Source organism: Pseudomonas sp. H1_F01, assembly GCF_054681425.1.
On sequence record NZ_CP162823.1, the window covers coordinates 5,274,192 to 5,293,732 of the forward strand.

The window sequence follows — 19,541 nt, forward strand, 5'->3', positions numbered from 1 at the left end:
CTGATACACCGCTATCGCGAGCAAGCTCGCTCCCACAATTAGTCCTGCAGCGTGACTTGGTTTTGAGCAAAATCCTGCAGTTGCGGGTAGAACAACCGAAAATCTTCGCTCAACGGCTCATAGAGCCTGATCAACTCCGGCATCGCCCCGGCCAGTTCCTCGGGCCGGGACAAACGGCGGGAAATGCCGCGCAACACCTGCCCAAGCACCTCGAACTCTTGATAAGACCCCAGCCAGTCATCCGCCGCCATATGCGGCGCGATGTGCGCCAGGCGCCCCGGCAGCTGCGGTTCGGTGCCGAGTACCTGGTACACCCGGGAAGTGAACTCCAGCAGCGGCCCTTCGCTGTACAACGTCCAGTCCCGGGCCAGGCAGTGGTCGAAAAACACGTCGAGCACGATCCCGGCATAGCGCCGTCGCACGGTGGAAAAGCGCGACAGCGCGATGTCCACCACGGGATGGCGGTCGGTGTACATGTCAATGCGCCGATGCAGGGCAATCGCCGCTTCGATCCGTGGGTCGTAGAGCCCTTGCAGCGGTCCCTTGACGAAATCACCGTAGAGGCTGCCGAGCAGTTGTTCCCGGCCAGGGCCGCCGAGGTGCAGGTGCGCGAGATAGTTCATGGCCGCAGCTTAGCACCACCCTGCCAATATCGTTATAACTCGATATAGCGATTTGTTCGGCATTCAGATCAAATCCATATTTGTATATCGCGAAATAACGATTTAAGGTTCGTTCCATCGCGATATAGCGTTTTATCAACCCCGAGCTTGCCAACCATGACCCTCGACCTCGACGAAATAATAAAAGCCCTGGCGCACCCAGTACGGCGAGACATCCTCAACTGGCTCAAAGACCCCAAGGTCCAGTTCCCGGAACAGTTGCACAACCACGAATTCGGCATTTGCGCCGGACAGATCGACCAGCGTTGCGGCCTGTCGCAATCCACGGTGTCTGCGCACTTGGCGGTGTTGCAACGGGCGGGGCTGATCACCAGCCAGAAGGTCGGTCAATGGCACTTCTTCAAACGCAACGAGGAAGTGATCCAGCAGTTCCTCAAGCAAATGAGCCAAGAGCTCTGACCTGACAAGGACCTCATCATGCCCCTCTCACTCCTGATCCTGGCCCTGAGCGCCTTCGCCATCGGCACCACCGAGTTCGTCATAATGGGCCTGTTGCCCGACGTGGCGGCCGACCTGGGCGTGTCGATTCCTGGCGCCGGCTGGCTGGTGACCGGCTACGCCCTGGGCGTGGCCATCGGTGCGCCGTTCATGGCCCTGGCCACCGCCCGGCTGCCGCGCAAGGCCGCCCTGGTGGTGTTGATGGGGATTTTCATCGTCGGCAACCTGCTCTGCGCCATCGCCAGCGACTACAACGTGCTGATGTTCGCCCGGGTCGTCACGGCCCTGTGCCACGGCGCGTTCTTCGGTATCGGTTCGGTGGTGGCCGCCGGCCTGGTGGCACCCAACAAGCGCGCCTCGGCCGTGGCCTTGATGTTCACCGGCCTGACCCTGGCCAACGTGCTCGGCGTACCGCTGGGCACCGCACTGGGCCAGGAAGCCGGCTGGCGCTCGACCTTCTGGGCGGTGACTGTGATTGGCGTAATTGCGCTGATCGGCCTGATCCGCTTCCTGCCGGCCAAGCGCGATGAAGAAACACTCGATATGCGCTCGGAACTGGTAGCGCTCAAGGGGGCCGGCCTGTGGCTGTCCCTGAGCATGACCGCGCTGTTCTCCGCCTCGGTGTTCACCCTGTTTACCTATGTCGCCCCGCTGTTGGGTGAAGTGACCGGCGTATCGCCCCGCGGCGTGACCTGGACCCTGGTGCTGATCGGCCTGGGCCTGACCCTGGGCAACATCATCGGCGGCAAGCTGGCGGACAAGAGCCTGGCGAACACGCTGATGGGCGTCTTCCTCACCATGGCCGTGGTGTCCACCGTATTGAGCTGGACCAGCGTGGCGCTGATCCCCAGCGAAATCACCCTGTTCCTCTGGGCCACCGCCTGCTTCGCCGCCGTGCCGGCCCTGCAAGTCAACGTGGTGACCTTCGGCAAAGATGCGCCCAACCTGGTGTCCACCCTGAACATCGGCGCCTTCAACATCGGCAACGCCCTGGGCGCCTGGGTCGGCGGCAGTGTCATCGACCATGGCCTGGGCCTGACCTCCGTGCCCCTGGCCGCCGGCGCGCTGGCCGTGCTGGCGCTGCTGGTCACCCTGATCACTTTCCGCCAGGGCGGTAATGCCGACCTGGTGCCGGCAACTCACTGATTTTTAACCCTTCCACTTTCGAGGTTGTATTTCATGGCGACTATTTTCGACCCCATCAAACTCGGCGACATCGAGTTGAAGAACCGCATCATCATGGCCCCGCTCACCCGCTGCCGCGCCGACGCAGGTCGCGTGCCCAACGCGCTGATGGCCGAATATTACGTGCAACGCGCCTCCGCCGGCCTGATCCTCAGCGAAGCAACTTCGGTCACGCCGATGGGCGTGGGCTACCCGGACACCCCGGGCATCTGGTCCAACGACCAGGTGCGCGGCTGGTCCAACGTCACCAAGGCGATCCACGGCGCTGGCGGCAAGATCTTCCTGCAACTGTGGCACGTGGGCCGGATCTCCCACCCGTCGTACCTGAACGGCGAAACCCCGGTGGCGCCCAGCGCGATCCAACCCAAGGGCCACGTGAGCCTGGTGCGTCCGCTGGCCGACTACCCGACCCCACGCGCACTGGAAACCGCTGAAATCGCCGACATCGTCGAGGCGTACCGCGTCGGTGCCGAGAATGCCAAGGCTGCCGGTTTCGATGGCGTGGAAATCCACGGCGCCAACGGCTACCTGCTCGACCAGTTCCTGCAAAGCAGCACCAACCAGCGCACCGACAGCTACGGCGGCTCCCTGGAAAATCGTGCCCGCCTGCTGTTGGAAGTGACCGACGCGGCCATTGAAGTCTGGGGCGCCGGCCGGGTTGGCGTGCACCTGGCACCGCGCGCCGACTCCCATGACATGGGTGACGAGAACCGCCTGGAAACCTTCAGCTACGTGGCTCGCGAGCTGGGCAAGCGTGGCATCGCCTTCATCTGCTCCCGTGAAAAGGAAGGCGATGACAGCATCGGCCCGCAACTCAAGCAGGCTTTCGGCGGCCCGTACATCGCCAATGAACGCTTCACCAAGGACAGCGCCAATGCCTGGCTGGCCGAGGGCAAGGCCGATGCCGTGGCCTTCGGAGTGCCGTTCATTGCCAACCCGGACCTGCCAGCACGCTTGAAAGCCGATGCACCACTGAACGAAGCACATCCGGAAACCTTCTATGGCAAAGGGCCAGTGGGGTACATCGATTACCCTGTGCTCTAATTAATAGCCGGTAAAAAAAGCCCTGCCTCGAAAGAGCCAGGGCTTTTTATTTACCTTTAAATATCCGGTCAAACTTCCAAACTTTCTAAAAACCGTTCAACTCATCATATTATCGCCAACAACAAAACAAACCGAGCTGTCGCAGCACAGCCACTAACAACCAATATTGAAAAGGAATTCAAAGTGAACAACCTCACTGAAAACGCTCAACCGGTCAGCAGCAGTATTTACGAAAACCTACTCTCCCAATTCAACTACGCGCCACTGACGATCCTGTATGAATACATCAAGTCGCTCGACACGCAAGACTATACCCAGATGCTCAAGGCCTTGATGGAAAAGGCCAGGCAGAACGACGATGTCAACAGGCAGCTTCAAGCCTGGAGACAGGAAAGCGTGCGCCCAAACCGCAGCCGTTTCCTGGTGAAGTTAATCAATCATACCGACCAGCCCCTTGAAGTCGGCGAAAACGATCTCAGCTTGAATGCCGACGAGCAAGCGTTCATGAATATTCTCCCCTGGGATATCCAAGCCCTGAAGTTCGACTTCTTTTATTCCAGACCACTGGGCAGTCGCAGCAAGGATATATTCAAGCGCTTTATTATATTTGGCGACCAGGCTCTCGGCTTTCGCTTCGACTTCGGTTTACGCGTCAATACTTCTTTCGGTGTTATTTCACCAACGCTGACACCCGTCCGAACAAACAAGGTGGCCTCTATCGGCACAACCCCCATCAAATGCGTGACCCGGATCATTCATTCGTCCAATGAGGAACCGTATGGTTTTACCGTGGAGATCACACTGAGCTGAACAGGCGACCCCGTCAGATCGGTCTGACGGGGCATCTACCTACCGCTTCAGACGCCCTTGCCTGAGCGGAATTTTCATCCGTTTTGACAGGCGCGAAACAAATTTCCTACAAAATTCGCCGCTGATTGCCTATCAACCGCGCCAGTGTCGGTTTATAAAAGCATCCTTACGTGGACGTATTGACACAAACCGACGCAATTACGCATTTTGTTTCATTTGCGCAGGCTAGGGCTCAAGTGCAGCATGTCCAGCCCGATCTCCACCCAGCGCTCGGCCTCAGCCGCCAGGGCGAAGCTGTCGGGGGCCAGTAGCCATTGGTACAAGATGCCGTCGATGTAGGCATGAATGGCAACTGCCGCCCTTTCGGGATCCAGATCATCCGGCAACTGGCCGCGTTTCATCGCATTGCGCAACGACAGGGCGATGCGCACATTGCAGTCGAGGCTGACCTCGCGTCGCTGCTGGCGCAAATCGCACATTTCATCGGTGAATTCACACTTATGGAACAGAATCTCATTAATGCGCCGGGTTTTCGGGTCCAGGGCCACCTGCTGGAACAACCGTACCAGCAGCTTGCGAATACAGCCCAGCGGATCAAGCTCCTCTTCATTCTCACTGGCACGGGCCAACTCATCGAGCGGCTCGTGCAGGGTATCGAGCATGGCCTGGAGCAGGTCCGCCTTGTTGCTGAAGTGCCAATAGATGGCGCCGCGCGTCACTCCGGCCAGTGTCGCGATGTCGGCCAGGGTCGTACGCGCCACGCCTCGCTCGAAAAACGCCCTTTCGGCGGCTTCGAGTATCTGGCTGCGAGTCTCCTGGGCTTCCTCTTTGGTACGACGGACCATGGCAGTAAACACCTCAATCAGGATGCGTCAGCAACGCGTCAGCAATGCGTAAGAATCAGTTGGACAAAATATGAGGCGACGTCTCTTGGAACGCGTCCCCGATCTACGCTGGCCTTTGTCAGGCTTTTGTAAATCCGGATATTACGCAATTTGGCTGTTTACAAACAACCGTGTACGTAAGTATATTTCTTAGCATCCTACTAATTGAAATAGTGCGCCTTTTACCTTTCCACCTTTCGAGTGCGCCAGTTGCGCGCCTGGACCCGAGGATTTCCATGCAATTCAAGCCAGCTGTTACTGCCCTGGTTACTGCCATCGCCCTGGCATCGCTGCTCAGCGGATGCAAAAAGGAAGAGGCTGCACCTGCTCCTCCGCCTCCTCAGGTCGGCGTCGTAACCCTCAAGACCCAGCCTTTCACCCTGACGTCGGAGCTTCCGGGGCGCACCAGCGCGTTCCGCGTCGCGGAAGTACGTCCGCAGGTCAACGGCATCATTCTCAAGCGCCTGTTCAAGGAAGGCGCCGACGTCAAGGCCGGCCAGCAGTTGTACCAGATCGACCCGGCCGTCTATGAAGCGACCCTCAAGAGCGCCGAGGCCAACCTGCGTTCCACCAAGTCGATTGCCGACCGCTACAAGCAACTGGTGGACGAACAGGCGGTGAGCCGTCAGGAATACGACACCGCCGTGGCCAACCGCCTGGAGTCGGAAGCCAACCTGCAGACCGCCCAGATCAATGTGCGCTACACCAAGGTCTACGCGCCGATCTCCGGCCGTATCGGGCGTTCCTCGGTGACCGAAGGCGCATTGGTAAGCAATGGTCAGACCGACGCCCTGGCGACCATCCAGCAACTGGACCCGATCTACGTCGACGTGACGCAGAGCTCGGTCGAGCTGCTGCAACTGCGCCGCGAGCTGCAGAGTGGTCGTTTGCAGAAGGCCGGTGACAATGCAGCCATGGTCAAGCTGACCCTGGAAGACGGCAGCCAATACCCACACGAAGGCAAGCTGGAATTTTCCGAAGTGTCGGTCGACCAGACCACCGGTTCGGTGACCTTGCGCGCCGTATTCCCCAACCCTGACCACACCCTGCTGCCGGGCATGTTCGTCCATGCACAACTGCAGGCCGGCGTGAACAGCGCGGCGATCCTCGCCCCGCAACAAGGCGTGACCCGCGACCTCAAAGGCATGCCGACTGCCCTGGTGGTGGGCCCGGACAACAAGGTCGAGCTGCGTCAGCTCAAGGCCAGTCGCACCGTCGGCAGCCAGTGGCTGATCGAAGATGGGCTCAAGGCCGGCGACCGCCTGATCACCGAAGGGTTGCAATACGTACGGCCCGGAGTGGAAGTCAAAGCCACCGAAGCCACCAATGTCGATGCCAAGAACCCGGCCCCCGCTCAGGCAGCTGATAAAGCAGCCGGCGGCAAAGGGGAGTAAACCATGTCGAAATTTTTTATCGACCGTCCGATTTTCGCCTGGGTAATTGCCTTGGTGATCATGCTGGTCGGGGCTCTATCGATCCTCAAATTGCCGATCAACCAGTACCCGAGTATCGCGCCACCGGCCATTGCGATCCAGGTGACCTACCCGGGTGCGTCCGCGCAAACCGTGCAAGACACCGTGGTGCAGGTCATCGAGCAGCAACTCAACGGCATCGACAACCTGCGTTATGTGTCCTCGGAAAGTAACTCCGACGGCAGCATGACCATCACCGCGACCTTCGAACAGGGCACCAGCTCCGATACGGCGCAGGTCCAGGTCCAGAACAAGCTGAACCTGGCCACCCCGCTGCTGCCGCAAGAAGTGCAGCAGCAGGGTATCCGCGTGACCAAGGCCGTGAAGAACTTCCTGATGGTCATCGGCGTGGTGTCGCGCGACGGCAGCATGACCAAGGACGACTTGGCCAACTACATCGTTTCCAACCTGCAAGACCCTATCTCGCGTACCGCCGGTGTCGGTGACTTCCAGGTCTTCGGTGCCCAGTACGCCATGCGCATCTGGCTCGACCCGGCCAAGCTGAACAATTTCAACCTGACTCCGGTGGACGTCAAAAACGCCATTGCCGCGCAAAACGTCCAGATCTCGTCCGGCCAACTCGGCGGCTTGCCTGCCCTGCCCGGCCAGCAACTGAACGCCACCATCATCGGCAAGACTCGTTTGCAGACCGCCGAGCAGTTCAAGGCGATTCTGCTCAAGGTCAACCCGGACGGCTCGCAAGTGCGCGTCGGCGATGTTGCCGAAGTGGGTCTGGGTGGTGAGAACTACAGCGTCAGCGCCCAGTTCAACGGCGCCCCGGCGTCGGGCCTGGCGGTAAAACTGGCCAACGGTGCCAACGCCCTCGACACGGCCAAGGCCCTGCGCAAGACCATCGACGACCTCAAGCCGTTCTTCCCGCAAGGCGTGGAAGTGGTGTTCCCGTACGACACCACGCCGGTGGTGAGCGAATCGATCAAGGGTGTGGTTGAAACCCTGGTCGAAGCGGTCGTGCTGGTGTTCCTGGTGATGTTCCTGTTCCTGCAGAACTTCCGCGCGACCATCATCACCACGATGACGGTGCCGGTGGTGTTGCTGGGTACCTTCGGGATCCTCGCGGCGTTCGGCTTCAGCATCAACACCCTGACCATGTTCGGCATGGTGCTGGCCATCGGCTTGCTGGTGGACGACGCCATCGTCGTGGTGGAAAACGTCGAACGGGTGATGAGCGAAGAAGGCCTGTCACCCAAGGAAGCCACCAAGAAATCCATGGGCCAGATCCAGGGCGCCCTGGTAGGTATCGCCCTGGTGCTTTCGGCGGTACTGCTGCCGATGGCGTTCTTCAGTGGCTCCACGGGGGTGATCTACAAGCAGTTCTCCATCACCATCGTCTCGGCCATGGCCTTGTCGGTCATGGTGGCCTTGATCTTCACCCCGGCCCTGTGCGCCACCATGCTCAAGGCGATCCCCAAGGGTGAGCACGGCACGCCGAAACGCGGCTTCTTCGGCTGGTTCAACCGCAACTTCGACCGCGGCGTGCGCAGCTACGAGCGTGGTGTGGGCAATATGCTCAAGCACAAGGCCCCGTACCTGCTGGCCTACGTGCTCATCGTGGTTGGCATGATCTGGCTGTTCACCCGCATCCCGACTGCGTTCCTGCCCGAAGAAGACCAGGGCGTACTGTTTGCCCAGGTACAAACGCCGGCGGGCTCCAGTGCCGAGCGTACCCAGGTGGTGGTGGACAAGATGCGCGAGTTCCTGTTGCGCCCCAGCAAGGACGGCGGTGAAGGCGATGCGGTGGCCTCGGTATTTACCGTGACCGGCTTCAACTTCGCCGGTCGTGGCCAGAGCTCCGGCATGGCGTTCATCATGCTCAAGCCATGGGAAGAGCGTAACGCCGACAACAGCGTGTTCAAACTCGCGGCCCGCGCCCAGCAGCACTTCTTCACGTTCCGTGATGCGATGGTGTTCGCCTTTGCTCCGCCAGCGGTACTGGAGCTGGGTAACGCCACTGGTTTCGACGTGTTCCTGCAGGACCGTGCCGGCATTGGCCACGATAAGTTGATGCAAGCCCGTAACCAGTTCCTGGGAATGGCATCCCAAAGCAAGATCCTGTCCCAGGTGCGTCCAAACGGCCTGAACGACGAGCCGCAATACCAACTGGAAATCGATGACGAGAAGGCCAGCGCGCTGGGCATCACCTTGTCGGACATCAACAACACCCTGTCGATTGCCCTGGGCAGTAGCTACGTGAACGACTTCATCGACCGTGGTCGGGTGAAGAAGGTGTATGTACAGGGTCAACCCGGCGCTCGCATGAGCCCGGAAGACCTGAAGAAATGGTACGTGCGCAACAGCGCCGGGACCATGGTGCCGTTCACGGCATTCGCCAAGGGCGAGTGGGTCTATGGCTCGCCGAAACTGGCCCGATACAACGGCGTGGAAGCGATGGAAATACTTGGCGCCCCCGCCCCGGGTTACTCCACTGGCGAAGCCATGGCCGAAGTCGAAGCCATCGCCAAGAAGCTGCCGGCCGGGGTTGGTATTTCCTGGACGGGCCTGTCCTACGAGGAGCGCCTGTCGGGCTCCCAGGCACCTGCGTTGTACGCCCTGTCGCTGCTGATGGTGTTCCTGTGCCTGGCGGCGCTGTATGAAAGCTGGTCGATTCCGATCGCGGTCATGCTCGTGGTGCCGCTGGGGATCATCGGTGCCCTGATGGCGACCAGCCTGCGCGGCCTGTCCAACGACGTGTACTTCCAGGTGGGCTTGTTGACAACCATCGGTTTGGCGGCGAAAAACGCCATTCTGATCGTCGAGTTTGCCAAGGAACTTCATGAGCAGGGCCGCACGCTGATGGAAGCCGCGATCGAAGCCTGCAGGATGCGTCTGCGGCCGATCATCATGACGTCGCTGGCATTCATCCTCGGGGTAGTCCCGTTGGCCATCTCCACCGGTGCCGGTTCGGGCAGCCAGCACGCCATCGGTACCGGCGTGATTGGCGGTATGCTCACCGCTACCATCCTGGCAATCTTCTGGGTGCCATTGTTCTTCGTGACGGTGTCGTCAATGGGTCGTCGCAAACCTATCGACCAGGACGACACTCCTGAAACTTCTAAAGAGGCTGGCCAATGAGCAAGTCGCTACTCTCCCTGACCATCGCCGCCGTCGTGCTCAGCGGTTGCTCGCTGATCCCCGACTATCAGCGGCCCGAAACACCGGTCGCGGCGCAATACCCGCAAGGGCCGGCCTACGAGGCGGCCAATGCGCCCGGCCAGGCCGCCGCCGAGCAAGGCTGGAAGCAGTTTTTCCATGATCCGACCCTGCAACAGCTGATCCAGGTCGCGCTGGAAAACAACCGCGACCTGCGCGTCGCGGCACTGAACATCGATGCCTATGCCGCGCAATACCGCATCCAGCGCGCGGACCTCTTCCCGGCGGTCTCGGCCACCGGCTCCGGCAGCCGCCAGCGGGTACCGGCACGGGCTTCGCAAAGCGGTGAAGCGGCCATCAGCAGCTCCTACTCGGCCACCCTGGGCATCAGCGCCTATGAACTGGACCTGTTCGGTCGGGTTCGCAGCCTGAGCGAGCAAGCGCTGCAAAGCTACTTCGCCACCGAAGAAGCCCGTCGCAGCACCCAGATCAGCCTGGTGGCCAACGTCGCCAATGCCTACCTGACCTGGCAAGCCGACAAGGAACTGCTCAAGCTGACCCAGGAAACCCTCGGAGCCTACGAGCAAAGCTTCAAGCTGACCTCGCGCAGCGCCGAAGTCGGCGTGTCCTCGGCCCTGGACCTGAGCCAGGCGCGCACCGCCGTGGAAAACGCCCGTGTGCAACTGGCCCGCTACACCCGCCAGGTCGCACAGGACGAAAACAGCCTGACCCTGCTGCTGGGCACCGGCCTGCCGGCGAACCTGAGCTCGCAACCGTTGAACGATGACCTGCTCAGCGAAGTGCCGGCCGGGCTGCCGTCGGACCTGCTGCAACGTCGTCCGGACATCCTCCAGGCCGAACGCAACCTGCTGGCCGCCAACGCCAACATCGGCGCCGCGCGGGCCGCGTTCTTCCCGAGCATCAGCCTGACGGCCAACGCCGGCACCCTGAGCCCGGACCTGTCCGGCCTGTTCAAGGGTGGTTCGGGCACCTGGACCTTCGCGCCGCAAATCAACCTGCCGATCTTCAACGCCGGCAGTCTGCGTGCGAGCCTGGACTACGCCAAGATCCAGAAAGACATCAACGTCGCGCAGTACGAGAAGTCGATTCAGACGGCGTTCCAGGAAGTCTCCGACGGCCTGGCCGCGCGCCAGACCTATAACGAACAGTTGCAGGCCCAGACCGACTTCGTCGCCGCCAACCAGGATTACTACCGCCTGGCCGAGCGTCGCTATCGCATCGGCGTCGACAGCAACCTGACCTTCCTCGACGCCCAACGCCAGTTGTTCAGCGCGCAACAGTCGCTGATCACTGACCGTCTTGCGCAACTGACCAGTGAGGTCAATCTGTACAAGGCATTGGGCGGTGGTTGGAATGCCGAGACGGGCAAGAACGAACCGGTGAAAGAAGAAGCGCCGAAGATGAAGTTGTTCTGATTTGATGCCTGAAGACTGAAACACGAAGCCCACCGAAAGGTGGGCTTTTTGTTTGTGTGCGCTTTAACGCTGGCCTATGTGGGAGCAAGGCTTGCCCGCGATGAAGGCGATGCGGGCTTTCAGGAGCCGAGGCGCCTGTTTCGCGAGCAAGCTTTGCTCCCACAGCCCAGCGGGGCGATGCGACGCTTCGCTAAATCCCCTCGCCACACTTGGTTAACGCGGGTCGACGAGATCCAGCGCTCGATTGGCCAACAACTCACTCAAGTCAATCATCTGCGCCACGCCTAGCGCGACATGCCGCCGAGAGCCTTTCAGGTCGAACGCCAGGTCGTTGACCATGGCACTGGCCGAGGCCAGGGTTTCGCTGAGGTTCGCCAGTAGACATTCGGTGTCGAGGGTATCGATGACGGTGAAAACTTGAGTTGAGGTTTTTGGCTTGGGATCAGGGTGGGTGCCCAGATGGTAATCGAGTGCTCGGTCTGCGGCCTCTTTGAGCTTTTCTGGATCGGGGTCGTTGTAGGGGAAGGTGCTCTCTGATGGCGAAGAAGGATGATGTTTTTTCATAACGGCGCTCCTGCATCAATTGGAGCCCGAGACATTAGGTCCGGGCGCTGGCGCCTAACGAATTCGGCGGGCTTGCAGTCCCGGTCGCTGAATGGGCAGCGACACGAACAAGCTAGAGATACCGCTTCCGAGCAGCAACCTTAAAACCTCGTCGGAAAAGTCGCCGCGTCTGTCAGACCGGCCACAAATCCTGTGGGAGCAAGGCTTGCCCGCGATGGCGGCCTTACGGCTGGCCAAGATTCTGTTGATCGGGTACATATCCATTGCTGCGGTCACGGCGGCTTAGGGTTCCGCCCTGACGGCGGCTCACTTTTGAGAAGCCCGGAAGCCGGCCCAGTCAAAAGTAAACAAAACGCTCCTGCCCCACCACTCGGTGCCTCGCCTAGGCTCGGCATGCCTGAACGAAGGCATTGCTCCGTGGGCCGCCGCGAAGGGCCATCGTGGTTAACGGGGCGCCCGAGATCAACGTCCACCACGAGGCGGCCTGGTAGCCGACCTGGTTCTTGGTGGGACCGCGTTCCTCCTGTGGGAGCGGGCTTGCTCGCGAAGAGGCCGGCAAATTCAACATCTCCACCGACTGTGATACCGCCTTCGCGAGCAAGCTCGCTCCCACACTTGGATTGAAGTACAGCCGCCAGAGCTAGGTCGGTTGTCAGGCCGCTTTCGCGAGCAGGTCGCTCCCACAGTTGGGTCGAAGTACAGCTGCCAGAACCCGGTCGTCTGTTAGGCCGCCATCGCGAGCAAGCTCGCTCCCACAGTGGAATGCGTCCATCCAATCAGTTGTTTTGCCGTTCGATAATCGCCCAAAACCCGCAAACGGCAATTGAACCAATCCCGGGCGGCCCTTCACCATCGCTCGCACAAAACCAATAACAACAGGTTCGACGCCATGCCCCTACGCCCCGCCTCACCCGGCTGATCCCCGATCGCCCTGATGCCCCTGGCTCCACCCTTAGCGCCTGCACCTCAAACGTGCGGCAACAACTCGCTTCGTCCATAAAAAATAGAGACAACACCCATGAAGCCCACACAGCACCTTTTCCCCAGCCTCATCGCCGTCGCCCTGACCAGCGCCGCCCTGCCCGTCCTGGCCGCGGAGTCGGGGTTTGTCGAGGATGCCAAGGTCAACCTCAATCTGCGCAACTTCTACATCAACCGCAACTTCACCAACCCGAACAATGCCCAAGGCAAAGCCGAGGAATGGACCCAGAGTTTCATCCTCGACGCCAAGTCCGGCTTCACCCAGGGCGTGGTCGGTTTCGGCGTGGACGTGCTGGGCCTGTACTCGGTCAAGCTCGACGGCGGTCGTGGCACGGCCGGTACGCAACTGCTGCCGGTGCATGATGACGGGCGCCCCGCCGATGACTTCGGTCGCCTGGGTGTCGCCCTCAAGGCCAAGGTGTCGAAGACCGAACTGAAAGTCGGTGAGTGGATGCCGGTACTGCCGATCCTGCGTTCCGACGATGGCCGTTCCCTGCCGCAAACCTTCCGTGGCGGCCAAGTGACCTCCACCGAAATCAGCGGCCTGACTCTCTACGGCGGCCAGTTCCGCGCCAACAGCCCGCGCAACGACGCGAGCATGGAAGACATGTCGATGAACGGCCGCGGTGCGTTCACCTCCGACCGTTTCAACTTCGGCGGCGGTGAATACGCCTTCAACGAAAAACGCACCCAGGTCGGCGTCTGGTACTCGGAACTGTCCGACATCTACCAGCAACAATATTTCAACCTGACCCACAGCCAGCCCATCGGCGACTGGACCCTGGGCGCCAACCTCGGCTACTTCATCGGCAAGGAAGACGGCAGCGCCCTGGCCGGCGACCTGGACAACAAAACCGCGTTCGCCATGCTTTCGGCCAAATACGGCGGCAACACTTTCTACGTCGGCCTGCAGAAAGTCGGCGGCGATGATGCCTGGATGCGCGTCAACGGCACCAGCGGCGGCACCCTGGCCAACGACAGCTACAACTCCAGCTACGACAACGCCAAGGAAAAATCCTGGCAAGTGCGCCACGACTTCAACTTCGCCGCTGTCGGCGTGCCGGGCCTGACCCTGATGAACCGCTACATCAGCGGTGACAACGTGCACACCGCCACCGTTGATGACGGCAAGGAATGGGGCCGTGAAAGTGAGCTGGCCTATACCGTGCAGAGCGGCGCGCTGAAGAGCCTCAATGTGAAGTGGCGCAACTCGACGATGCGTCGGGATTACAGCACCAATGAGTTCGATGAGAACAGGTTGATCATCAGCTATCCGATCAGCCTGCTGTAAAAACCCAACATGGAGGGAGGCAGTACCACCGTCATCGCGAGCAGGCTCGCTCCCACAAGGAATCGGTGCCGAGCACAAAATCAGTGCTCACTGAAGATCCCGTGTGGGAGCAAAGCTTGCTCGCGATAGCGGTGGGTCTGTGGCATTTCTGGTGAGTGTGGCATTGCATCGCGAGCAAGCTTTGCTCCCACAGTATTGACTCCCACAGGGATCGGCGGTGGTTCTCAAACCCGCGATTCGACGCCCAGTTCATCCCAGACGGATTCGGCCAGGTGGAAGGTCGCGTTGGCCGCCGGGATGCCGCAGTAGATGGCGCTCTGCATGATCACTTCCTTGATCTCGCTGCGGCTCACGCCGTTGTTGGCGGCGGCGCGCAGGTGCAGCTTGAGTTCTTCGTTGCGGTTCATGCCGATCAGCATGGCAATGGTAATCAGGCTGCGGGTGTGGCGCGGCAGGCCCGGGCGGGTCCAGATATCACCCCAGGCGTGGCGGGTGATCATCTCCTGGAATTCGCTGTTGAACTCGGTCAGGGCACTGAGGCTGCGATCGACGTGGGCATCGCCCAGGACCGCGCGGCGTACTTGCATGCCTTCGTCGTAACGTTGTTTCTCGTCCACAAAAAACTCCTCAGGCACGGCCAGAATCGAGCAGGAAATCCAACACCCGCGCGCTGAACGCGGCACCGGCCTGGACGTTGGACAGGTGCGCGGCGTAGAACTCGGCGTACTCGGCCCCACGGACCCGCTCCTGGATGAAGTGCCCACCCGACGGCGGCGTCACGGCATCTTCGGTGCCGGCGATCACCAGCAACGGGACGCGAATCGACGACAACTGCTCGCGGAAATCGGCATCACGCACCGCCGCACAGTTGGCCGCATAGCCCTGGGGCGAAGTGGCGGCGAGCATGTCGGTGATTTTTTTTGCCGTCGCAGGCTGGGCCTCGGCAAAGTCAGGGGTAAACCAACGGGCAATCGAGGCATCGCGCAACGCCACCATCGCCGCCTTGCCGTCACGCAGCACGGTTTCGATGCGCGGGTTCCACCCCGACGGATCGCCGATCTTGGCCGCGGTGTTGCACACCACCAGTTTGTGCAGACGCTCGCCGGCATTGATCCCCAGCCACTGGCCGATCAACCCGCCCATGGACAAGCCACAGAAATGCACCTTGTCGAGGTTCAACTGATCAAGCATCGCCAGCACATCGCGGCCCAGTTGTTCGATGCTGTAGGGGCCTTCGGTCACCAGCGACTGGCCATGTCCGCGCGTGTCGAAGCGCAGCACGCGAAAGTGTTCGCTGAAGGCCGCAACCTGCTCGTCCCACATGTGCAGATCGGTGCCCAGGGAATTGGAGAGCACCAACACCGGGGCGTCTTGCGGCCCATCAAAACGATAGTTCAGATCGCCCTCGGCGAGTTTGACGAATCCCACAACAATCTCCTTTCAGGCGTTCAAGAAAAGGTGTTCGGCCACGGCCCGGGCGACCCAGGTCTGGGCTTGTCCGAGGTAGTGCGCCGGGTTGAGCAGATGATCAAGCTCGGTCGCGGATAGCTGCGCAGTGACCTGGGGTTCATCCCCCAGCACATCACGCAAATGCCGTTGCTCGGCCACGGCGCGCTTGCAACATTGCTCCAGCAGATGGTGCGCCGTGTCGCGCCCCACACGCTGGGCCAGGACGATGCTCACCGCTTCGGCCAGCACCAATCCCTGGGTCAGTTCCAGGTTGCGGGCCATGCGCCCCGCGTCCACTTCCAGCCCTTCGGCCAGCAGCCGCGCCTGTTGCAAGGCACCGGACACCAGGCAGCAGATCTCCGGCAGGGTTTCCCATTCGGCGTGCCACAGGCCCAGGCTGCGCTCGTGTTCCTGGGGCATGGCGCTGAACAGCGTCGACAACAAGCCAGGTACTCGCGTCGCTGCGCCGATCAGCACTGCCGCGCCCACCGGGTTGCGTTTGTGCGGCATGGTCGACGAACCGCCCTTGCCCGGCGCCGACGGCTCGAACGCTTCGCCGGCTTCGGTCTGCATCAACAGGCTGATGTCGCGGCCCAGCTTGCCCAGGCTACCGGCGATCAAACCCAGCACCGCGCCGAACTCCACCAGGCGATCGCGCTGGGTGTGCCACGGCTGTTCCGGCAGGTTCAGTTGCAACTCGGCAGCCAGGGCTTCGGCGACAGGCAGCGCCTGCTCACCCAACGCGGCGAGCGTTCCGGAGGCGCCGCCGAATTGCAGTACCAGCAAGCGCGGCTTGAGTTCTTTCAAACGTTGGCGACTGCGGGTGATCGCCCCCAGCCAACCGGCGATTTTCATCCCCAGGGTCACCGGCGTCGCATGCTGCAACCAGGTGCGCCCGGCCAGCGGCGTGGCGGCGTAGCGTTCGGCTTGGCGGGCCAGGGTGCCGGCCAGTTGCGCCAGCTCCGCCTCGATCAAGCCCAACGCCTGGCGCAGTTGCAGCACCAGCCCGCTGTCCATCACGTCCTGGCTGGTCGCGCCCAGGTGCACATAGCGCTCGGCCTCGGCGCTCTCGGTGGCGATGCGCTTGCCCAATGCCTTGACCAACGGGATCGCCGAATTGCCGGCACTGGCAATCGCTTCGCTCAATGCCGAAAAATCGTACAACTGGGCACGGCAGGCGTTCTCGATCGGCGCCACCGCATCCTGGGGGATCAACCCTACCCGCGCCTCGGCCCGGGCCAGCGCGGCCTCGACATCCAGCATGGCCTGGACCCGCCCCGCATCGCAGAACACCTCGCGCATGTCGCGAGCCGTGAAGTAGGCATCGAACAGCTGATTGCCCGGTCGTTCGCTCATAAACAGTCCTTGGGTGCGCCGGCCTCACGGCCGGCGCGGTTGGGTCAAAGGTCGTGGTGCAAATACGCCGGCTGCTTGGGCAGGCGCAGGCTGAACAGGAACGCCACCACCATCATCACCGTGACATACCAGTAAAAAGTGTTCTCCATGCCCTGGGCCTTCAGGCTCAAGGCAACGTACTCCGCCGAGCCGCCAAAAATCGCATTGGCCACCGCGTAAGCCAACCCTACTCCCAGCGCCCGCACTTCAGGTGGAAACATTTCCGCTTTCACCAGGCCACTGATGGAGGTGTAGAAACTGACAATCGCCAGCGCCAACGTAATCAGGACAAACGCCAGGAACGGGCTGCTGATGCTTTTGAGGGTCAGCAGGATCGGCACCGTGCACAACGCCCCCAGGGCTCCGAACCAGAGCATGGAATTACGCCGGCCAATCTTGTCCGCCAGCATGCCGAACAACGGCTGCATGCACATATAGAGGAACAGCGCACCGGTCATGATGTAGCTGGCGGTCTTGGCGTGCAGGCCGGCGGTGTTCACCAGGTATTTCTGCATGTAAGTGGTGAAGGTGTAGAAAATCAGCGAACCACCGGCGGTGTAGCCCAGCACGGTGATGAACGCGGCCTTGTGATTGCGAAACAACGCCATAATGCTGCCGGCGTCCTTGTTCTCGCGCATTTCCTTGCTGCTGGTTTCCTTCAGGGAGCGCCGCAGGAACAGGGAAATCAACGCAGCCACGGCGCCCACCACGAATGGAATCCGCCAGCCATAGGCACGCAGCTCGTCTTCGCTGAGGAACTGTTGCAGGATCACCACCAGCGACACCGCCAGCAATTGCCCGCCGATCAGCGTCACGTACTGGAACGAGGCGAAAAAGCCGCGTTGGCCCTTGAGGGCGACTTCGCTCATGTAGGTGGCGGTGGTGCCGTATTCGCCACCCACCGACAGGCCCTGCAGCAAACGCGCGAACAACAGCAACAGCGGCGCCCAGACGCCGATGTCCTTGTAAGTGGGCAGGCAGGCGATGAGCAACGAGCCGAAGCACATCATCAGCACCGAGATCATCATCGAGTTCTTGCGCCCGTGACGATCCGCCACCCGGCCGAAAATCCAGCCGCCGATAGGCCGCATCAGGAAACCGGCGGCGAACACACCGGCCGTGTTGACCAGTTGCACCGTAGGGTTGTCCGAGGGGAAGAACGCCGGCGCGAAATAAATCGCGCAGAACGCGTAGACGTAGAAGTCGAACCATTCGACCAGGTTGCCGGATGAGGCACCGACGATGGCGAAGATGCGCTTGCTGCGTTCTTCACCGGTGTAGTGGCTGGTTGGGGTGGTCATGGGTTACTCGCTCGTTGGGGACTTAACAAAGTCTAGACACACTTAGTAACAGTCCCGTTCCACAGTATTGCATTGCCTGGACTGACGCTATCGCGGGCAAGCCTTGCTCCCACAGAGGTTGTTGCCATTGCCCATCGCATGTCGTGTACCCCTGTGGGAGCAAGGCTTGCCCGCGATGGCGCCAGTGTTGACTCACTCAGTAATCGAAGAACACCGTCTCGGCATCCGTGCCCTGCAGGATCACGTTCCATTGATACACACCCGACGCATCGGGCTTGCTCACGATCGTGGCGCGACGCTCCTCGGGTACGCAGGCCAGCAGCGGGTCGGTTTCGTTGGCCTGTTCGCCGTCGAAATAGATACGCGTCAGCAAATGCTTGACCAGCCCGCGAGCGAACACCAGCACCACCAGATGCGGTGCCTGGGTCGTACCGTTCAACCCTGGCACAGTGCCCGGCTTGATGGTGGTGAATCGGAAGCGCCCTTCGGCATCCACCGGCACCCGGCCAAAGCCTTCGAAGTGCGGGTCCAGGGGTTTGTCCTGGTCGTCTTCCGGGTGGGCGTATTTACCGGCAGCGTTGGCCTGCCAGACTTCCAGCATCGCGTCGTTGACGAACTGGCCATTGCCGTCGACCACATGCCCGGTGATCGCCACGCGCTGACCGAGGGTTTGTGCGACGGTCAGGTCTTCGCGGTTCAGCCAGGTCAGGCCGATGTGGTAGTAAGGGCCAACGGTGTGGGACGTGGTGGCGGTGAGCGTCATCTTATTTCTCCATCGGCGTGGCATCGCGGCCGCGCAAGACGATGTCCCAGCGGTAACCGAGGGCGTAGTGAGGGACGGTTTTTTCCAGGTCGAAACTGGCGATCAAGCGTTCCTTGGCGCGGGTGTCCGGCACGCAGTTGTAGATCGGGTCGTATTCCAGCAACGGGTCGCCCGGAAAATACATCTGCGTCACCAGGCGCGTCAGAATGCTCGGCCCGAACAGTGAGAAATGGATGTGCGCCGGGCGCCAGGCATTGTGATGGTTGCCCCACGGATAGGCGCCAGGCTTGATGGTCTGGAACTGATACCAACCGTCGGCGTCGGTGACGGTGCGACCGGTGCCGGTGAAATTCGGGTCCAGTGGCGCGTCATGGTTGTCGCGGTCATGGTTGTAGCGACCGGCGGCGTTGGCCTGCCAGATCTCCACCAGGATGCCCGGCACCGGCTGGCCATGCTCGTCCAGCACGCGCCCGTGAATGATGATCCGCTCCCCCAGCGGCTCGCCGGCATGCTGGGCGGTCAGGTCGTGGTCCTTCTCTTGCACGCGGTCGGCACCGACAGTCGGGCCGGTAATTTCCGACAGCGAATGAGGCAGAAACACCAACGGCTTGGACGGCGAGCGCAGGTTGGTGGACTGGTACGGCGGGTGCAGATACTCCGGCTGGGTGCCCGCTTGGGGGCGACGATAACCAGGCTTGTCAGTCATGCAGCGTTCCTCGGATTCTTATTAGTAGAAC

Annotated in this window: 17 protein-coding genes; 8 read left to right on the plus strand and 9 right to left on the minus strand. The window is 61.2% G+C overall.

The genetic code is table 11. The features are described 5' to 3' along the window. Positions 1-38: 38 nt before the first annotated feature. Entirely contained in the window at positions 39-623 is a 585-nt protein-coding gene (locus AB4O09_RS23815; protein WP_003198674.1) for an acyl carrier protein phosphodiesterase, read from the minus strand. 156 nt (positions 624-779) lie between these two features. On the opposite strand from AB4O09_RS23815, the gene AB4O09_RS23820 reads away from it, so the two are divergent. The 4 genes from AB4O09_RS23820 to AB4O09_RS23835 all read left to right on the plus strand — a co-directional run bounded on the left by AB4O09_RS23820 (position 780) and on the right by AB4O09_RS23835 (position 4,160). Further along, on the plus strand, positions 780-1,082 hold the full coding sequence (locus tag AB4O09_RS23820; protein ID WP_003198672.1) for an ArsR/SmtB family transcription factor: 303 nt from the start codon (positions 780-782) through the stop codon (positions 1,080-1,082). 18 nt (positions 1,083-1,100) lie between these two features. Then, the gene (locus AB4O09_RS23825; protein ID WP_003198670.1) at positions 1,101-2,267 is read left to right on the plus strand and encodes an MFS transporter; all 1,167 of its coding nucleotides are present in this window, start codon (positions 1,101-1,103) and stop codon (positions 2,265-2,267) included. Positions 2,268-2,300: 33 nt separating this feature from the next. Continuing rightward, positions 2,301-3,350 (plus strand): alkene reductase, encoded by a 1,050-nt coding sequence (locus AB4O09_RS23830; protein WP_003198668.1) that lies wholly within the window; start codon positions 2,301-2,303, stop codon positions 3,348-3,350. A 183-nt stretch (positions 3,351-3,533) separates the two neighbouring features. Further along, positions 3,534-4,160: a hypothetical protein gene (locus tag AB4O09_RS23835; protein ID WP_013692457.1), complete on the plus strand. Its 627-nt coding sequence runs from the start codon at positions 3,534-3,536 to the stop codon at positions 4,158-4,160. Positions 4,161-4,372: 212 nt separating this feature from the next. Here AB4O09_RS23835 and AB4O09_RS23840 read toward each other — a convergent pair whose 3' ends face one another. After that, entirely contained in the window at positions 4,373-5,005 is a 633-nt protein-coding gene (locus tag AB4O09_RS23840; RefSeq protein WP_003198664.1) for a TetR family transcriptional regulator, read from the minus strand. Between the two features lie 275 nt (positions 5,006-5,280). Here AB4O09_RS23840 and AB4O09_RS23845 point away from each other — a divergent pair, with 275 nt between their 5' ends. The 3 genes from AB4O09_RS23845 to adeC are packed head-to-tail and all read left to right on the plus strand — an operon-like array spanning position 5,281 to position 11,060. After that, a complete protein-coding gene (locus AB4O09_RS23845; RefSeq protein ID WP_003198662.1) occupies positions 5,281-6,438 on the plus strand; it encodes an efflux RND transporter periplasmic adaptor subunit in 1,158 nt (385 codons plus the stop codon). A gap of 3 nt (positions 6,439-6,441) precedes the next feature. Further along, complete coding sequence (gene emhB / locus AB4O09_RS23850) at positions 6,442-9,606, plus strand: efflux RND transporter permease subunit EmhB (RefSeq protein ID WP_003198660.1); 3,165 nt, start codon at positions 6,442-6,444, stop codon at positions 9,604-9,606. Beyond that, positions 9,603-11,060 carry an AdeC/AdeK/OprM family multidrug efflux complex outer membrane factor gene (gene adeC / locus AB4O09_RS23855; RefSeq protein WP_003198658.1) on the plus strand — a complete coding sequence of 486 codons (1,458 nt, stop codon included), beginning with the start codon at positions 9,603-9,605 and terminating at the stop codon, positions 11,058-11,060. The genes emhB and adeC overlap by 4 nt, the downstream gene beginning before the upstream one ends. Before the next feature lie 213 nt (positions 11,061-11,273). On the opposite strand, the gene AB4O09_RS23860 is transcribed toward adeC, so the two are convergent. Then, the gene (locus AB4O09_RS23860) at positions 11,274-11,624 is read right to left on the minus strand and encodes a DUF6124 family protein (RefSeq protein WP_013692456.1); all 351 of its coding nucleotides are present in this window, start codon (positions 11,622-11,624) and stop codon (positions 11,274-11,276) included. A 1,018-nt stretch (positions 11,625-12,642) separates the two neighbouring features. Between AB4O09_RS23860 and AB4O09_RS23865 the strand changes: the two genes are divergently transcribed. Continuing rightward, on the plus strand, positions 12,643-13,896 hold the full coding sequence (locus AB4O09_RS23865; RefSeq protein WP_039010766.1) for an OprD family porin: 1,254 nt from the start codon (positions 12,643-12,645) through the stop codon (positions 13,894-13,896). 224 nt (positions 13,897-14,120) lie between these two features. Here the strand turns inward: AB4O09_RS23865 and pcaC are convergent, their stop codons facing one another. The 6 genes from pcaC to pcaH all read right to left on the minus strand — a co-directional run bounded on the left by pcaC (position 14,121) and on the right by pcaH (position 19,510). Then, entirely contained in the window at positions 14,121-14,513 is a 393-nt protein-coding gene (gene pcaC, locus AB4O09_RS23870) for a 4-carboxymuconolactone decarboxylase (RefSeq protein WP_003198653.1), read from the minus strand. Between the two features lie 10 nt (positions 14,514-14,523). Then, positions 14,524-15,324 (minus strand): 3-oxoadipate enol-lactonase, encoded by an 801-nt coding sequence (gene pcaD / locus AB4O09_RS23875; protein WP_013692454.1) that lies wholly within the window; start codon positions 15,322-15,324, stop codon positions 14,524-14,526. Between the two features lie 12 nt (positions 15,325-15,336). Continuing rightward, entirely contained in the window at positions 15,337-16,701 is a 1,365-nt protein-coding gene (locus tag AB4O09_RS23880; RefSeq protein WP_027912024.1) for a 3-carboxy-cis,cis-muconate cycloisomerase, read from the minus strand. 44 nt (positions 16,702-16,745) lie between these two features. Next, entirely contained in the window at positions 16,746-18,041 is a 1,296-nt protein-coding gene (locus AB4O09_RS23885) for an MFS family transporter (RefSeq protein ID WP_003198647.1), read from the minus strand. 196 nt (positions 18,042-18,237) lie between these two features. Continuing rightward, positions 18,238-18,804: a protocatechuate 3,4-dioxygenase subunit alpha gene (gene pcaG / locus AB4O09_RS23890; RefSeq protein ID WP_053161982.1), complete on the minus strand. Its 567-nt coding sequence runs from the start codon at positions 18,802-18,804 to the stop codon at positions 18,238-18,240. 1 nt (position 18,805) lies between these two features. Then, on the minus strand, positions 18,806-19,510 hold the full coding sequence (pcaH, locus tag AB4O09_RS23895; RefSeq protein WP_003198643.1) for a protocatechuate 3,4-dioxygenase subunit beta: 705 nt from the start codon (positions 19,508-19,510) through the stop codon (positions 18,806-18,808). Between the last annotated feature and the right edge of the window lie 31 nt (positions 19,511-19,541).

Bases quoted from the DNA above. Each gene is read 5' to 3' on its own strand.
- AB4O09_RS23815 (WP_003198674.1), bottom strand. From the start codon at position 623: ATGAACTATCTCGCGCACCTGCACCTCGGCGGCCCTGGCCGGGAACAA.
- AB4O09_RS23820 (WP_003198672.1), top strand. From the start codon at position 780: ATGACCCTCGACCTCGACGAAATAATAAAAGCCCTGGCGCACCCAGTA.
- AB4O09_RS23825 (WP_003198670.1), top strand. From the start codon at position 1,101: ATGCCCCTCTCACTCCTGATCCTGGCCCTGAGCGCCTTCGCCATCGGC.
- AB4O09_RS23830 (WP_003198668.1), top strand. From the start codon at position 2,301: ATGGCGACTATTTTCGACCCCATCAAACTCGGCGACATCGAGTTGAAG.
- AB4O09_RS23840 (WP_003198664.1), bottom strand. From the start codon at position 5,005: ATGGTCCGTCGTACCAAAGAGGAAGCCCAGGAGACTCGCAGCCAGATA.
- AB4O09_RS23845 (WP_003198662.1), top strand. From the start codon at position 5,281: ATGCAATTCAAGCCAGCTGTTACTGCCCTGGTTACTGCCATCGCCCTG.
- emhB (WP_003198660.1), top strand. From the start codon at position 6,442: ATGTCGAAATTTTTTATCGACCGTCCGATTTTCGCCTGGGTAATTGCC.
- adeC (WP_003198658.1), top strand. From the start codon at position 9,603: ATGAGCAAGTCGCTACTCTCCCTGACCATCGCCGCCGTCGTGCTCAGC.
- AB4O09_RS23860 (WP_013692456.1), bottom strand. From the start codon at position 11,624: ATGAAAAAACATCATCCTTCTTCGCCATCAGAGAGCACCTTCCCCTAC.
- AB4O09_RS23865 (WP_039010766.1), top strand. From the start codon at position 12,643: ATGAAGCCCACACAGCACCTTTTCCCCAGCCTCATCGCCGTCGCCCTG.
- AB4O09_RS23880 (WP_027912024.1), bottom strand. From the start codon at position 16,701: ATGAGCGAACGACCGGGCAATCAGCTGTTCGATGCCTACTTCACGGCT.
- AB4O09_RS23885 (WP_003198647.1), bottom strand. From the start codon at position 18,041: ATGACCACCCCAACCAGCCACTACACCGGTGAAGAACGCAGCAAGCGC.
- pcaG (WP_053161982.1), bottom strand. From the start codon at position 18,804: ATGACGCTCACCGCCACCACGTCCCACACCGTTGGCCCTTACTACCAC.
- pcaH (WP_003198643.1), bottom strand. From the start codon at position 19,510: ATGACTGACAAGCCTGGTTATCGTCGCCCCCAAGCGGGCACCCAGCCG.